The sequence below is a fragment of the Streptomyces sp. Je 1-332 genome, from assembly GCF_040730185.1.
In the GTDB taxonomy this organism is placed as follows: Bacteria; Actinomycetota; Actinomycetes; order Streptomycetales; family Streptomycetaceae; genus Streptomyces.
Window position 1 is genome coordinate 2,798,982 of the sequence record NZ_CP160402.1, and the last position, 15,182, is coordinate 2,814,163.

Below are 15,182 nucleotides of genomic sequence, written 5' to 3' on the forward strand. Positions count from 1 at the left end.
ATCGGGAGTCGATCGCTCCGTCGTTCAGTCCTCCGACGGCTCCGTCGGGTCCTTCTTCTTGCGGAGGAGGAACATCGCTGTCGCGCCGAGGACGACCATGACCACCGCTATTCCGGCGATCATCGGGGTCGCGTTGGAGCCGCCCGTTTCCGCGAGGTCGCCACCGCCCGTGCTCGTGCCGCCTGCCGATGCCGGGCTCGGGTCGGAGACCGGCTCGGCCTTGTTGCCGATCGCCTTGCTCTCGGTCTGGCAGTCGAGCACGCCCTTGAACCGCTTCTCGAAGCCGTTCGGGCCCTTGATCGTGAAGTCGTAGGCCTGGTCCTCCTGCAGCGGGATCGTCACCGTTCGCGACGTACCGGCCTCGATCGTGTGCTTGAGGCCCATGAGGCGGAATGTGAACGGCCGGTCGCCCTTGTTGCTCGCCGTGATGTCCACGCCGTTCTTGGCGCACTTCTTCTCCGCCGACAGCGCCGGTATCGCACCGTCCTTGGCCCATGTCGCGCTGGCCGTCGCGGAGACCATGGACTCGCTGGAGCCCGCGAGGATCTGTGTCTGGCTCCGGGTCTCGGAGGCGAAGGCCCGGCCGACGGGAACCGTGGTCGACGCCTGGAGAGTGAGCGCCGCCGAGCCGTCCGGTGCGTCCTCGGGGACGTCGAAGAACAGCTGGCTGCCATCAGTCGCCGACGTGACGGGCTTGCCGTCCTTGCCGACGACCTTCACTCCGCTCGCCAGCGCGTCCGCGGGCGGGGTCACGGATACGGCGTCCGCGTCCGTCCGCACGGTGACGGGACCCACCCGCTCCCCGGCGCGTCCGGAGACCGCGGGCGGGTCGAGGGTCAGCGACGCCTTGGGCTCCGCCGCGCCGCGGGCGCTCTTGTAGAGGTAGTCCGCGAGCTTCTCGGCCTGCGGGTCGACGGCCTCCACCTCGGCGCTGTCCGAGTACCGCCAGATCGCGACCTGGGTGCCGGCCGCAGCCGCCTGCTCGGTGAGCGCACGTGCGCCCGCCTTGTGGGCCAGCGCGGCGAGGTCGTTCACCTGGGGGTAGGAGTTCTGCAGGATCCAGCGGATCCTGCCCGCGTCCTTGTTGCCGTTCAGCGAAGTGCCGCTCCAGGGGGTCTCCTGGTACTCCGCGTCCTTCTGCGTGGGGTTGTGGATGTCGACGCAGTACGTCTGCAGGGTGCCCCCGCCGTCCACGGACATCTCGAAGAGTCCGGCGGGCACCTGCTGGCTGGCCCCGGCGTCACGGACGACGGCCTGGCCGTACGTCTGGAGCCCGCCCAGCGTCGCGAGGGCTCCCCCCTTGTGCTGCGGAGTCTCTTCCGCCGCGGCGGAACCCGCGCCGGCTATCGCGCCCGCCGCGAGCGCCCCGGTCGCCAGCGTCACCGCGGCGAGGCGCGCGGCGCCTCGTCTCCCCCGGGACTGCGCAGAGCATGCGCGGCCCCCGGAGAGGGCAGAGAACGCCGACAACACTGATCGCGCAAAAGACACAGAATTCCCCTCCGGACGGGACCCGTTCACTTCGAGGGGGGTGATCCCGCCAGCAGATCGAAAGGGGCAGAAACACCTGCCACCTGCGTGGCATCCGCTACCAACTGCCCCGTTAGCTACCTTCGGCATCCTAGGGACGCGGCACACCACGACCCCCCGTCCTACCGTTCGATAACCGATCCGACTCGGAATCGTTATCGCCAACAACCTTTCAGAACCGGTCTTATCGACAAATCCACGGCACTCATTCGCCGATAAGCCGCACATCGGTCGCCCGCCCCCTGACTGCCCTGACGGTCCTTCACCCCACCGGCTCCGGCTCGGGTTCGGGCTCAAGTACCGGCTCGCGCGCCGCCGCTGGGTCCGTCAGCGCCGCGTTCGCCTTGAGCACGCGCCGGAACGCCGCCGTCCCGCGCGAGAGATCGTGACCGATGGTCATCGCGTCGATGTCCGCCGACGTCCAGTGCTGGCCGCCCCGCTCCTCGTCGCGCACCTTCAACTTGCCCTGCACGATCACGGGTTCACCGATCGTCAGTGACCCCTGCACGTTCGAACCGAGCGCTCGCCTCGCCCACACCGTGAAGAAGTTGGTGTGCCCGTCCGCCCAGACGTTCTGCACCGCGTCGTAGTACCGCGCCGTCACCGCGAGCCGGAACCGCGCCACCGGCCCGGAGGGCAGTTCCCGGAACACCGGCGTCGTCGCCACGTTCCCCACCACCGTCACCAAGGTCTCGTTCATGCCGAACCCCTCCCTCGTCCACTCCGCTACCGCCGCCGCGGTGGTCGGTCCCGCGGCTTCGATCTCAGAGTGAACCGGTCGGCACGATCTCGCTGAGCCCTGTGGTCTACCGGGCAGTTGTGGAAAACTCCCTCACCCGAACGGGGCGCCCGGCCACCCTTCACCACGTACCACCCTCACCCCACCACCGCCCCCGTCACCCGCACGTACTGCTCCCGCACCTCCAGATACCGCAGCAGCTCAGCCGCCAGCGGATCCAGGACCCTCGCCCGCCCGCACCCGGCGGCCGCCTCCCGCAGCCGCCCTTCAGCGTCCTGGCCGTAGCGGCGCGCAGGACCCCGCGCCGCCATCCGGCTCCCCCACTCCACGCAGGGCCCGCCGACGATGCCGACCAGCATCAACAGCACCGGTACGCCCAGATTCGGCTCCGCGATCCCGATGATCTGCGCCACCAGCCAGAGCCCGCCCACGACTTGGAGCAACGTCATCGCCGCCTGGGCGAGAACAGCGACCGGCCACCAGCCGGGCCGCGGAGGCCTCCCCTCCGGCACCCCGGCCGACACCGTCAGCTCGTCGAGCGCCTCGGGCAGCCCCTCCGAGCCACGCACGGCCGCCTCCCGCACGGCCTGACCCCAGGGCTGGGGCAACCCGTAAGCGGCCTCGTCGGCGACCGTGCGCACCGCGTTCTCGACGCGCTGCCGGGCCGTGGCCTCCTCGTCCGGCGGCGTCTGTGCCACGGGCCAGCCGATGCCCCGCGGCGCGCGCTGGGCCTCGTACCAACGCCACAGCCTCAGCCATGGCGTGCCGCACGCCTTGCCCGCGTTGCGCTGCCAGGCCCGTTCCGCGGCCTGCCCCGCGGCCGCCGCGCCCACCGCGTCCGCGAGCCGGTCGGTGAACTCCTCGCGCGCTTCTTCACTGAGCCCGATCCACGACCTGCCCCGGCCTCCGTGCCACCCGGCCCCGGCCGCGTACACCGGCCACAGCTCGTCGGCGGTGGCGTCCAGGTCGGCCGCGATCCGCCGGGCGGCGGCGCCTCGCTCCTTGGTGAACTGGCCAAGGGTCTCCCGGAGTTCACCGATCCCGTCACCGGTCAGCGCGGACAGGGCGAGCACGGTGGCGCCGGGCTCGCCGTGCTCGCCGAGGGCGATGCCGTCCTCGTCGAGCAGCCTTCGTAGATCGTCGAGCACCTGGTCGGCGGCGTCGCCGGGCAGCCGGTCCACCTGGTTGAGCACGACGAACATGACCTCGGCGTGACCCGCCATGGGCCGCAAGTAGCGCTCGTGGAGCATGGCGTCGGCGTACTTCTCGGGGTCGACGACCCAGATGACCGCGTCGACGAGGGCGAGGATCCGGTCCACGTGCGCGCGGTGCTCCCCGACCGCCGAGTCGTGGTCGGGCAGGTCGATCAGGACCAGCCCCTCCAGCGTGTCCGTGTCCGGGCCCTGGAGCGGGCGTCTGCGCAGCCGTCCCGGGATGCCGAGCCGGTCGAGCAGCGCCGCGGCGCCGTCGGTCCAGCTGCAGCCGATGGGGGCCGCCGTGGTCGGCCTGCGGACGCCGGTCTCCGAGATCGTCACCCCGGCCAGGGCGTTGAACAGCGTCGACTTGCCGCTCCCCGTGGCGCCCGCGATGGCGACGACCGTGTGCCTCCCGGAGAGTCTGCGCCGGGCGGCTGCCTCGTCGAGGACGCGGCCCGCCTCGGCGAGCGTGGCGCTGTCCAGCCGGGTGCGCGAGAGTCCCACGAGTTCACGCAGGGCGTCGAGCCGGGCGCGCAGGGGCCCTTCGTAGGCGGTCGAAATGCCGGACGGGGCTTCGGTCGAAGTGCTGGATGTGCTGGATGACATGCTGGATGCCGTACTGGAGAGAGCACCGGATGGCGTAGCGGACGGTGCTCCGGACGGGGTCTCCGACGAGGCACTCGAGGCATACGGGTCGAAGCCACCTCCGGGCCGCCCGCCTCCCGAACGGCCCCCCGAGCCGCCGCCCACCTCTCCGTTCGCCCCGGCTCCCGCTCCCTCGACGGAGCCCTCGCGCGTGGCGCCGCCGCGTCGCGCGATCAGCCCGTCGTCCCAGACGCCCTCGGAGTCGCCACGGGCCTCCCCGGCAGCGTCCTCGGAATTCTTCCGACCCTTGCGAGGCTGATCACGCTCACGCTCGCGCTCGCGATCAGCCTCCCGCTCGCGTTCGGGCTCGTGCTCACGCTCGGGCTCGCGCTCGGTGTGATCAGTGACAGCAGTCACCGCGGGTCACCTCTCCTTCTGCAGTACGGACAGCGCGGCGATCAGGTCGGCCTGGGGTTCGGGGTTCACGTCGAGGGCGTCGAGAGGTGCGAGGCGACGCTCGCGCTCCGCGCCCAGGACGTTGTCGATGTACGTGGAGAGCAGGCGTCCGCCCCGGTCCCGCAGCCGGAGCGCTCCGTGGGCGCCGATCCGCTCGGCGAGCGTCTCGCCGGCCGAGCGGCCGCGGTCCCCGCCGAGCAGAGCCGTGGCGAGCAGGGCGGCGACCATCTCGGGGTCCGGGAGGAAGTTCTTCTCGACCCGGTCGAGCCCGCGGACCTCGTCCTCCGCGTACTCCTCCAGGACGCGTCGCCAGCGGCGTACCGCCATCCCGATGCGGTGTTCGGCGCTCTCGGCGCTCTCGATGGACCGGTCACGGTCGCCGAGCCCGGGGGCGGCGGCGGCCGGTTCGCGCCGCCACACCTCGTCGATGCGCTCGTCGGCGGCCGTCACCGCGCACAGCAGGAGCGCCTCCAGGCTCTCGGAGACGGCGTCGAGGAGCTCACCGGCGCCGCAGTCCAGGGGGTAGCTGCGCCAGCGCTTCAGCGCGTCGCCCGCGAGGACGGCACCGGCCTGCAAACGCTCCCGCACGCGCGCGTGCTCGCGTCCGTACGCCTCGTCGACGGCGGAGGTGAGCCGCAGAGCGGCCGCGTACTGGCTGGCGACGGCGCCCGCGAGCTCCGGGACCCGCACGTTCAGGGACTGGATGACGCCGTGGGCCGTGCGGGCGATGGCTTCTCCGCGGGCCGCGGGCTCCTGGGACCGGTGAGTGAGCCAGGCCCGCAGCGGCGCCACGGCGGTGGCGGGAAGCAGCCCGCCGCCACGGGTGGACTCGGGCAGCTCGGGCACGGTGAAGCGCGGGACGTCGCCCAGGCCGGCCTTGACGAGCAGCGCCCCGTACTGCCGCGACACCTCGGCCACCAGCTGGTGCGGCACCCGGTCGAGGACGGTGACGAGGGTGGCGTCGTGCTCCTTGGCGGTACGCAGCAGGTGCCAGGGCACGGCGTCCGCGTACCGGGACGCGGTGGTCACCATGACCCAGACGTCGGCCGCCGAGATCAGCTCGGCGGCGAGGGTCCGGTTGTCGGCGACGAGGGAGTCCACGTCGGGGGCGTCCAGGAGCGCGAGCCCCTGGGGCAGGGTCTCCGAGGTCTCGATGCGCAGCGCGCGCTCGCCGTCGGGGGTCAGTGGGAGCAGCTCGTCGCTCCCGTCGTCGTCCTCGTCGTCCGCGGCCGAAGGCTCCGGACGGGGCACCCACACGCGCGTGAGGTCGGGCAGTACGCGCATGCCGGCGAACCAGTGATGATCCTCCGGATGGCATACGAGGACCGGGGTCCGCGTCGTCGGGCGCAGCACCCCCGCCTCACTGACCTGCCGGCCGACGAGGGAGTTCATGAGGGTCGACTTGCCCGCCCCGGTGGAACCCCCGATCACGGCGAGCAGCGGTGCTTCGGGGGCCCGCAAGCGGGGCACCAAGTAGTCGTCGAGCTGGGCAAGGAGCTCGTCCCGGTTGGCACGCGCGCGTGGCGCCCCCGGCAAGGGGAGCGGAAAGCGTGCGGCGGCGACACGCTCGCGCAGGGCGGAGAGTGCGTCGAGCAGTTGAGGCCGTACGTCCAAGGTCACCACATGCGAAGAATGCCCAATTTTGGCGGCTTTCTGAAGCATATGGACACCCCTGCGCGCCGATCGGACACACGGGATGGAAGGGGCGACTGGGGCACAGGCATAACGAGTGCACAACACCCGGGGCGCGAGACGCCAAAAGCGATGCGAGATTCGCACCTGCCTGCGATTATCAGGACCGCTTCACTGAACCTCCACATAGTGCCGCGGAGGCGAAGCACCAGGGACAAGGACCCGGGAGCCCTATCCTTGTCCCCGGCATGGTCACGGCTCGTCCCCACCCGGGCTCCAGGCCACCGGCCACCGTCCGGCCCCCGTAGCTCAGTGGATAGAGCAGGCGCCTTCTAAGCGCTTGGCCGCAGGTTCGAGTCCTGCCGGGGGCGCTTCAGTCCATCCGTTCAGTGTGTGGGGGCGGCGTACAGTGTTTCGATCTCCGTCGCGTATGCCGTTGTCACCGCGTGGCGTTTGATCTTCAGGGACGGGGTGAGCAGGCCGTTCTCCTCGGTGAACTCGCCCTCGACCAGGGTGAACCTGCGGATGGACTCGGCCTGTGAGACCGCCGCGTTGGCGTAGTCCACGGCCTTCTGGATCTCCGCGATCATCTTCGGGTCCCGGCACAGCTCGGCGAGCGGGGTGTCCTTGGGGCGCTTGCGCACGGCGAGCCAGTGCTCGACGGCCTCCGGGTCCAGCGTGACGAGCGCCGCGACGTACGAGCGGTTGTCGCCGACGACGATGCACTGTCCGACCGGTGCCCGGCTGCGCAGCCGGTCCTCCAGGATCGCCGGGGAGACGTTCTTGCCCCCGGACGTGACGATGATGTCCTTCTTGCGCCCGGTGATCGTGAGGTAGCCGTCCTCGTCGAGCGCCCCCAGATCGCCGGTCGCGAACCACTCGTCCCGCAGCACGGCGTCCGTCGCCGCCGGGTTGTTCCAGTACGACCCGAAGACGATGCCGCCCTTGACGAGCACCTCGCCGTCGTCCGCGATGCGTATGGACGTGCCCGGCACCGGCGTCCCCACCGTGCCGGGGCGGGGCTTCAGCGGTGGTGTGATGGTCGCGGCGGCCGTGGTCTCCGTCAGGCCGTACCCCTCGTAGATGATGATCCCGGCGGCGTAGAAGAAGAGGTTGAGGCGACGGTCGAGGGGGGAGCCGCCGCTGATCGCGTACCGCAGCCTGCCGCCGACCTCCTTGCGGATGCGGCGGTAGACCAGCAGTTCGTACAGCGCCCAGCCGAGGTAGAGACCGAGGGAGGGTCCTGAGCCGCGCGTGCCCTTGTCCTTTCCCGCATCGAGGAACTTGTTCAGGTACGCATCGCCGAACCGCACCGCGATCCCCTCGGCCCGGTCGAAGGACGCGGCCCGTCCGATCTTCTCCGCTGTCGCACGGCCTGTGTCGTGGATCTTCTCGAAGAGGTACGGGACACCGACGACGAACGTCGGCCTGAACGAGCGCAGTTCGGGGCGCAGTTCGTCCGGCTTGATGCTCGGGCAGTGGCCCAGTTCGATGCGGGCGAGCATGCAGGCGATCTGGATGGTGCGGCCCAGGATGTGGGCGAGGGGAAGGAAGAGCAGCGTGGAGGCGACCTGGCCGGTGATCTCCTTGAAGATGGGGTGCAGCAGGTCGACCGTGTTCGCGGCCTCCGCGAGCAGATTGCCGTGGGTGAGGACGCAGCCCTTCGGCTTGCCCATCGTGCCCGACGTGTAGCAGATGGTGGCGATGGATTCCGGGGTGAGGGCGGCCCTCCTCTTGGCCACCTCCTCGTCGGGCAACTCTCCGCCCTGATTCGCAAGTTCGGCCAAGGCCCCGTTGTCGACGCTGAGGATGCGCGGCGGCTCTGCGAGGCCCGCGACCGCCGTCTGGGCCGTCGCGACGTTCTCCTCCGTCTCCACGATCAGCAGCGTCGCACCGGAGTCCCGTACGATCCACTCGATCTGTTCCGCCGCCGATGTCGCGTACACGGGCACGGCCTGCCCGCCCGCCGCCCAGATCGCGAAGTCCAGTACGGCCCACTCGTACCGCGTACGGGACATCAGCGCGACCCGGCCGCCTGGCTGAAGCCCGGCGGCTATCAACCCCTTCGCCGTGGCGGTGACTTCGTGCGCGAAGGCCGCCGCGGTGATCGGGCGCCACTGGCCGGCCTGCTTGCGGCGCAGGACGATCGCGCCGGGCGCCTCTGCGGCGTTCGTGAAGGGGATGTCGGCGGTGCTGCCCGCGGTGGCCTTCGGCGCGAGCGCGGCGGTGCGTGCCTCGCGCACGGTTCCGTGCTCGTCCCTGACGATCTCCACCGGGGCGCGATCGGCCAGCTCGCTGTGGCGTTGCGCCCGTTTCAGGTCCTTGCGTACGCCCATGACGGCTCCCGGCTCCCGGCTCACGGCTACCTGTCAGATGCTGACGTGCTGAGGTCTCGCAGAGGTCGTGCTCAGGTCGTGCTGAGGTCGTTCAGAGGTGTTGCGGTGCGTTCTTACTGAGGGGTCAACTTACCTGCGCGTAGGGAAAGTTCAATGGGGCGGGCGTCGAAGAAATCGGGGTGTGAGTACCGGGTCGGCGGCTAGAGCGCTCACTCCGGTGAGCGCGGGGCCTGCGGCACCCACACCTCCCCCTCGAGCACCCGCCCCATCCCCACCCACACCATGTTCATCAACCGCAGCGTGACCCCCTCCGGCGACTGGCCCGGGTGGCCGCCCATCCAGTCGGTGAGCGAGTCCGCCGCGCCGACCAGCGCGTACGCGACGAAGTCGGCGTCTTCCTCGTCCAGTTGGGAGCCGCCGGGGTTCTCCGCGATGCCGTCCCGCACCAGGCCCGCCACCTGCGCCATCACCGCCCGCCGCGCGTCGGCGACGGCAGTCGCGATCGCCTCGCTCAGCTCCGATGCCTGGCGGTGCAGCACGATCCAGCTGTCGCGGTGCTCGGCCACGAAGGCGAAGAACGCCGAAAGGCCCGCGTGCAGGCGTAGTTCGGGCGCGTCGCCACCCGCGCGCGCCGCGCCTTGGAAGGCGGCGACCAGGCGGTCCGCCTCCCGCCGCAGGCAAGCGAGGAAGAGCCCCTCCTTGGAGTCGAGATAGAGATAGACCATCGGCTTGGAGATCCCGGCCAGTTCGGCGATCTCGTCCACGGACGCGGCGTGGTAGCCGCGCTTGGCGAAGACCGTCACCGCCACGTCGATGATCTGCTGCTCGCGCTCCTGGCGCGGAACGCGCCGACGCCTTCCCTCAGTTCTCCCGTTGACCGTCACCCTTGCAGCCTCCCAGACTCAGGGCTACCTTACCCCTTAGTAAGTTTACTTTTGAGTAAGGAGATTGCCATGGCGGACGGCATCGGCGGCGCTGACGGCCAGGCCGGACTGACCGGATTGGCGGGATTGTCCGGTCTGGACTTCGCGAGCGTCACCCCCGAGGAGTTCGCGAAGATCGTGAAGGGGCTCTCCGGCAAGGAGATCACCGCGATCGCCCAGGACGCCGAGCTGCGCGCCCGCGTCCTCGCGGAGGTCTTCGGGCGGATGGGCCGGCAGTTCAAGCCGGAGGCCGCGGGCAGCGTCGAGGCGTTGATCCGCTGGAAGATCACGGGGGTCGACGAGGCGGTCTACGAGACGGAGATCTCGGAGGGCACCTGCACCGTCCGCGAGGGCCGCTCGGACGCCGAGCCGCGCGTCACGCTCGTCATGGCCGACCCCGAGTTCCTGAAGCTGGTCTCCGGCAACGCGAGCCCCGTGACGATGTTCATGATGCGCAAGATCAAGATCGCGGGCGACGTGGCGTTCGCCGCCGGTCTGACGCGCTACTTCGACATCCCGAAGGCCTGACCCCGAAGGCCTCACTCCGAAGGCCCGCCCCGCGTGCCCGACCCCTCACGCCCGTCACGTACGCCCGCGCCAACTTCCGTAAGGGAACACCCCCATGGCCTTCTCGCTCGAACTGACCGAAGAACAACGGGACCTGCGCGGCTGGGTGCACGGCTTCGCCGCCGATGTCGTGCGGCCGGCCGCCGCCGAGTGGGACGAGCGCGAGGAGACTCCCTGGCCCGTCATCCAGGAGGCCGCCAAGATCGGCCTGTACGGGTTCGAGTCCCTGGCCGATCTGTTCGGCGACCCCAGCGGGCTCTCGCTGCAGATCGCCAACGAGGAGCTCTTCTGGGGCGACGCGGGCATCGGCATGGCCCTGTTCGGCACATCGCTCGCGGTGGCCGGGATCTTCTCCGCGGGCACGCCCGACCAGCTCGCCGAGTGGGTGCCGCAGTGTTTCGGTGACGAGGACGACCCCAAGGTCGCGGCGTTCTGCGTGTCCGAGCCGGACGCGGGCTCCGACGTGTCGGCGATGCGGACGCGAGCGACGTACGACGAGGCACGCGACGAGTGGACCCTGTCGGGCCAGAAGGCGTGGATCACGAACGGCGGCATCGCCAACGTCCATGTGGTGGTCGCGTCCGTCGATCCTTCGCTGGGCTCGCGCGGACAGGCGGCGTTCATCGTGCCGCCCGGCACGCGGGGCCTCGAAGGGGCCAAGAAGATAAAGAAGTTGGGGCTGCGAGCCTCGCACACCGCGGATGTGTTCCTGGACGACGTACGCGTGCCGGGGCACTGTCTGCTCGGCGGCAAGGAGCGTCTCGACGGCCGGCTCGCCCGCGCACGCGAGGGGGCCAAGGCTTCCGCGGGCGGCACGAAGACCGGCGGTGCGAAGGCCAGCGGCTCGAAGACCGGCGCCGGAGGCCGCGGCCAGGCCGCCATGGCGACCTTCGAGGTGAGCCGCCCGACGGTGGGGGCGCAGGCGCTCGGCATCGCGCGGGCCGCGTACGAGTACGCGCTCGACTACGCGGGCTCCCGGGTCGCCTTCGGCCGCCCCATCATCGAGAACCAGTCCATCGCCTTCGCGCTCGCCGACCTGCGGACCGAGATCGAAGCCGTGCGGCTGCTGATCTGGCAGGCGTCGTGGATGGCGCGCAACGACAAGGCGTTCGACGCGGGGCAGGGCTCGATGGCCAAGCTACGCGCCGGCGAGCTGGCCGTTTCGGCGACCGAGAAGGCGGTGCAGGTGCTGGGGGGCGCGGGGTACAGCCGGGAGCATCCGGTGGAGCGGATGTACCGGGACGCGAAGATCTACACGATCTTCGAGGGGACGAGTGAGATCCAGCGCCTGGTGATCGCCCGGGCGATTTCGGGGCGGCAGATCCGGTAGACGTCGGCTTCGGGCGGGGCGGGCGGGGCGGGCGGGGCGGGCGGCAGAACCGCCTGGGCTCGACCCGGGGGACGATTGCTGCTAAAGCAGCCTAAAGCCACCACAGAGCCGCGCCGATGAAAAGATCATGACACCGACGCAACTCTTCTTCCGCGAGCCCGACGCCGTGCTCGGGCTGATCAACAGCCGAAGCGACACCAGGGGCAGGCTCCGGCGCGGCGTCCTCTGTCTGCTGCCGGCCTGCGTCATCGTGTTCGCCGGGTTCCAGCGGCGCTGGATGTCCGACGATGGCCACATCTACGTCCGTACGGTCCGGCAGATCCTCGCGGGCAACGGCCCCGTCTTCAACGCGGGCGAACGCGCCGAGGCGTCCACCGGCACCCTGTGGCAGTGGTTGCTCGTGCTCGCGGGGCTGCCGGGCATCGACATCGCCAGGGCCGCGATGTACGGCGGGCTGCTGCTGACCGCGGCCGGGTTCGCGTTCGCCTCGCTCGGGGCGATGCGGCTGTACGCGGACAAGGCGGTGCTCCCCCTCGGCTGCCTCGTCCTGCTCGCGCTGCCGCCCGTCTGGGACTTCGCCACCTCCGGCCTGGAGACCGGGCTCGCCACCTGCTGGATCGCGGGGGCCTGGCTGCTGCTCGTCACACGGCCCGACTCGCTCTCCACGTGCGTGGTCCTCGGCCTCGGCCCCCTCGTACGGCCCGACCTGGCGCTCGTGACCGCCGTCTTCCTCGTCGCGCAGTGGCTGCTCGCGCAGCCCTCGCGGCGTGCCACGTTCGGCGGGCTAGGAGCCGCCCTCGCGCTGCCGGCCGCGTACGAGATCTTCCGGATCGGGTACTACGGGCAGCTGATGCCGCTGCCCGGTGTCACCAAGGAGGCCTCACACAGCCTGTGGGGGCGCGGGTTCGGCTACCTCGCGGACTTCACCGAGCCCTATCTCCTGTGGGTGCCCGCGCTGTTCCTGCTCGCGGCGCTCCTGCCGACGGCGGCCACGCGGCGGGATGTTGCCTCCCTCGTCCCCGCGCTCGCCCCCATCGTCGCGGGCCTCCTGTGCTGGGTCTACGTCATCAAGGTGGGCGGCGACTTCATGCACGGCCGGATGTTCCTGCCGGGGCTGCTCCTCATGGTCCTGCCGGTCTTCCTGGTGCCCGTCACGCGCGCGTGGACCATCGCGGTCACGGGCGTCGGCATCTGGGCCGTGGCCTGCGCGAGCCTGCTGCGGATCCCCTACGAGGGGCACATCGGGCCGGACGGTGTGGCGGACGAGCGCGGGGTGTACGTCCGGCAGAACGCGACCCCCCACCCCCTCCACCACGGCTTCGCCAACTACCCGAGCTACCTCGCGTACGAACGCCTCGTACGCGACGCCGATCACGCGGAGACCCCCACGCTCCTGCTCGCCAAGACCTCCGTCACCGCCAACTCCCCCGGCGTCACCGGCGTCTGGAACACGCTCGGGTTCAGCGGCACGGTGGTCCCACTGGACGGTGCCGCCCTCGACCCGATCGGGCTCGCCTACCCGCTGGCCGCGCACTCCGAGCGCCTCGACGCCCGGGTGGGCCACGACAAGCGGCTCCCGGACGCGTGGATCTTCGCCGACCGCGGCCGCGGGCCCCTTCCCGCCGGCCTCGACCCGGCAGGTGTCGCCGCGGCCCGGCGTGCGCTCGACTGCGGAGCGTTGGCCGAGCTGCGGGCTGCGACGCGGGATCCGATGACGCCGGGCCGTTTTCTGCGCAACGCCGCCGGGGTGTGGGAGCGAACGTCGTTCCGCTTCCCGAACGACCCGGTACGAGCCGAGCGGCAGCTCTGCGGGGGGCGTTAGCGGCAGCTCCACGCAGGCGCCAGCTTCCCCGTGGGCGCCAGCTTCCCCGCGGGCGTTAGCGACCCCCGGTGAGCTCGCCCTCGTCCTCCGTGCCGCCTCCCCCGTACCCGTTGCCGCCGGTGAGGCGGTCCGCCTGGCGTGTGGCGGTCGCGAGGTCGCGCAATGCCTTGTCGGCGCCCGGTGCCTTGTCCTCGCCCGTTGCCGCCTCGGACAACTCCTCGGCGCTCCGCGCCAGTTCCGCCAGCGAGGGGGCCCCGGGCAAGGGCTGCTGGGCGGAGGGCACCGTGGAGGTGGACATCGGCTCGGGGGCGTTGGCTGTCGTGCCGGTGTCGGGGCGCGTGGCGGGGTCGCCGGGCTCGGTCCGGGCGGAGGATCCGTACCGGAGCGCGTCCGCGAAGTACGCGGCTACCGCCGTGGTGCGCAGACCGTGGTCGGCGGTCCGCAGACCGCCCTCCATGTCCGCCGTCTCGATCTCGTTGGACTCCTCGTGCGGGTCACGGTTGTCGGGGTCGAGCCAGCGGACACTGGCCGTCGCCACGTGCCCGCTCGCGCCGGGCCTCGTCCGTACGGCGTACAGCGCGGTCACGGTGTGTCCGGGGCCGACCTCGCCGCCGTCCACGCTGTCGTCGCGGAAGTCGTCGTCGGCCACGGCGCGGTTCTCGTAGCCGATGAGCCGGAACTGCTTGACGGTCTGCGGGTCGAAGGCGACCTGTGCCTTCGCGTCCCGGGCGCGCAGCTCGATGTTGGCCGGGAGCTGCTCGCAGAAGACCTTGCGGGCCTCCTCGCTGTCCGACACGTAGGTGGTGTGGCCGTCGCCCTTGTCGGCGAGGCGTTCCATCAGGGCGTCCCCGTAGTCGCTGCCGACGCCGACCCCGAAGAGGGTGATGCCGTGTTCGCTGCGGGCGTCGGAGATGCGTTCAAGGATTCCGTCGGCGCTGGTCTCACCGGTGTTGGCGAGGGCGTCGGACAGGAGGACGACACGGTTGGTCGCGCCGTCGCGCCGGGCGCCCACTGCGGTGTCGTACCCCGTGCGGATGCCCGCTTCGAGGTTGGTGGACTGCGTGGGCTCCATGGCGCTGATGGCCGAGTGCACCTTGTCGCGGTGGTCGCCGAGGCGGGTCATGGGCAGCACCTTCTTCGCGCTGTCGCTGAAGGTGACGAGCGCGACGGAGTCGTCGTCGCGCAGCTCGTCGGTCATGGTCGCGAGCGACTCCTTGACCAGGTCGAGGCGGCCGGGCTCCGCCATCGATCCGGAGACGTCGATCACGAAGGTGAGGGCGGCGGGCGGGCGTTCGGCGTCCGAGCCGTCGCCTCGGGTCGCGAGGCCCACCCGCATCAGGGACCAGCCGTCCTCGTCGGTGCGGGCGCCGTCCACGTTCACCGAGAAGCCGTCGCCCTCGGGGCGCGGATAGTCCTGCCGGAAGCTGTTGATGAACTCTTCGGGGCGTACGGTCGCCGGGTCCGGGAGGCTGCCCGCGGCGAGGGTGCGGCGGGCGTAGCCGTACGAGGCGGTGTCCACGTCCAGGGCGAAGGTGGAGAGGTAGTCCGGGCGCGGGGTGAAACCGCGCCCCTTGTCGTCCTGTTGCTCACCGGGGGTGGCAGCGTCGCCGGTGCCGGGTGAGGCGGGGCCCGGCGCGGGCAGCGGGGCGGTGCCGCTCCGGTCCCGCTTGCCGCTTCCCGTGGCCCGGTCCGCGTTCTCTCCCCCGGTAGTGCACCCGCTGAGCAGCAACCCACCGGCCACCGCCGCGGCGAGCATCCCCCGCCGTACTTTCCAGGTCCGCATCCTGGCCCCCTCGCGTCGTCGGTTCACATGACTGTGACGCGGGGGGCATCATGAACGGTCGCTCGGAACTGTTGCGGAAGCGTCTCAATGCGGGAACGGGCCCCTGGGCCTTGAGCGGCGTTCATCACCGGCTCCGCCGAGTTCGTCCTCAAGCGCCGGACGGGCTGAAATACCCCCAGCCGGACGTCCAGGAAGCGCCCCCCGCGGCACCGACCTTGCGGAGGCTGCGCTCCCGACGCCCCGCCACGCCACGTCCCACCACGCCCCACCACGCCCCACCACGCCC

At 71.2% G+C, this 15,182-nt stretch carries 10 protein-coding genes and 1 tRNA gene; 4 read left to right on the top strand and 7 right to left on the bottom strand.

Annotation, left to right across the window (positions count from 1 at the left end; all coding sequences use genetic code 11):
- Window positions 1-24: 24 nt before the first annotated feature.
- From ABXJ52_RS12885 to ABXJ52_RS12900, 4 genes are all read right to left on the bottom strand, one after another.
- Window positions 25-1,383, bottom strand: a complete 1,359-nt coding sequence (locus tag ABXJ52_RS12885) for a Cys-Gln thioester bond-forming surface protein (RefSeq protein ID WP_367041996.1) — start codon at window positions 1,381-1,383, stop codon at window positions 25-27.
- 406 nt (window positions 1,384-1,789) lie between these two features.
- Window positions 1,790-2,227 (bottom strand): single-stranded DNA-binding protein, encoded by a 438-nt coding sequence (locus tag ABXJ52_RS12890; RefSeq protein WP_367041999.1) that lies wholly within the window; start codon window positions 2,225-2,227, stop codon window positions 1,790-1,792.
- 176 nt (window positions 2,228-2,403) lie between these two features.
- The gene (locus tag ABXJ52_RS12895; protein WP_367042000.1) at window positions 2,404-4,464 is read right to left on the bottom strand and encodes a YfjP family GTPase; all 2,061 of its coding nucleotides are present in this window, start codon (window positions 4,462-4,464) and stop codon (window positions 2,404-2,406) included.
- A gap of 6 nt (window positions 4,465-4,470) precedes the next feature.
- Window positions 4,471-6,126 (bottom strand): dynamin family protein, encoded by a 1,656-nt coding sequence (locus tag ABXJ52_RS12900; protein ID WP_367042002.1) that lies wholly within the window; start codon window positions 6,124-6,126, stop codon window positions 4,471-4,473.
- A gap of 307 nt (window positions 6,127-6,433) precedes the next feature.
- Here ABXJ52_RS12900 and ABXJ52_RS12905 point away from each other — a divergent pair.
- Window positions 6,434-6,506: transfer RNA gene (locus ABXJ52_RS12905), tRNA-Arg, on the top strand.
- Between the two features lie 15 nt (window positions 6,507-6,521).
- Here the strand turns inward: ABXJ52_RS12905 and ABXJ52_RS12910 are convergent.
- Together ABXJ52_RS12910 and ABXJ52_RS12915 are read right to left on the bottom strand one after the other, a co-directional pair.
- Window positions 6,522-8,471 carry an AMP-dependent synthetase/ligase gene (locus ABXJ52_RS12910; RefSeq protein WP_367042004.1) on the bottom strand — a complete coding sequence of 650 codons (1,950 nt, stop codon included), beginning with the start codon at window positions 8,469-8,471 and terminating at the stop codon, window positions 6,522-6,524.
- A gap of 209 nt (window positions 8,472-8,680) precedes the next feature.
- Complete coding sequence (locus ABXJ52_RS12915; protein WP_367042005.1) at window positions 8,681-9,355, bottom strand: TetR/AcrR family transcriptional regulator; 675 nt, start codon at window positions 9,353-9,355, stop codon at window positions 8,681-8,683.
- Between the two features lie 69 nt (window positions 9,356-9,424).
- Here ABXJ52_RS12915 and ABXJ52_RS12920 point away from each other — a divergent pair, with 69 nt between their 5' ends.
- The 3 genes from ABXJ52_RS12920 (at window position 9,425) to ABXJ52_RS12930 (ending at window position 13,113) form a co-directional block, all read left to right on the top strand.
- On the top strand, window positions 9,425-9,922 hold the full coding sequence (locus ABXJ52_RS12920; RefSeq protein WP_367042007.1) for an SCP2 sterol-binding domain-containing protein: 498 nt from the start codon (window positions 9,425-9,427) through the stop codon (window positions 9,920-9,922).
- Window positions 9,923-10,016: 94 nt separating this feature from the next.
- Window positions 10,017-11,291, top strand: coding sequence for an acyl-CoA dehydrogenase family protein (locus ABXJ52_RS12925; RefSeq protein ID WP_367042009.1), 1,275 nt, complete (start codon window positions 10,017-10,019; stop codon window positions 11,289-11,291).
- 127 nt (window positions 11,292-11,418) lie between these two features.
- Window positions 11,419-13,113 carry a hypothetical protein gene (locus ABXJ52_RS12930; protein WP_367042010.1) on the top strand — a complete coding sequence of 565 codons (1,695 nt, stop codon included), beginning with the start codon at window positions 11,419-11,421 and terminating at the stop codon, window positions 13,111-13,113.
- Window positions 13,114-13,168: 55 nt separating this feature from the next.
- On the opposite strand, the gene ABXJ52_RS12935 is transcribed toward ABXJ52_RS12930, so the two are convergent.
- Window positions 13,169-14,896, bottom strand: coding sequence for a von Willebrand factor type A domain-containing protein (locus ABXJ52_RS12935; protein ID WP_367042011.1), 1,728 nt, complete (start codon window positions 14,894-14,896; stop codon window positions 13,169-13,171).
- Window positions 14,897-15,182: the final 286 nt, after the last annotated feature.

Coding starts and splice junctions, on each gene's coding strand:
- ABXJ52_RS12890 (WP_367041999.1), bottom strand. CDS start 2,227: ATGAACGAGACCTTGGTGACGGTGGTGGGGAACGTGGCGACGACGCCG.
- ABXJ52_RS12910 (WP_367042004.1), bottom strand. CDS start 8,471: ATGGGCGTACGCAAGGACCTGAAACGGGCGCAACGCCACAGCGAGCTG.
- ABXJ52_RS12920 (WP_367042007.1), top strand. CDS start 9,425: ATGGCGGACGGCATCGGCGGCGCTGACGGCCAGGCCGGACTGACCGGA.
- ABXJ52_RS12925 (WP_367042009.1), top strand. CDS start 10,017: ATGGCCTTCTCGCTCGAACTGACCGAAGAACAACGGGACCTGCGCGGC.
- ABXJ52_RS12930 (WP_367042010.1), top strand. CDS start 11,419: ATGACACCGACGCAACTCTTCTTCCGCGAGCCCGACGCCGTGCTCGGG.
- ABXJ52_RS12935 (WP_367042011.1), bottom strand. CDS start 14,896: ATGCGGACCTGGAAAGTACGGCGGGGGATGCTCGCCGCGGCGGTGGCC.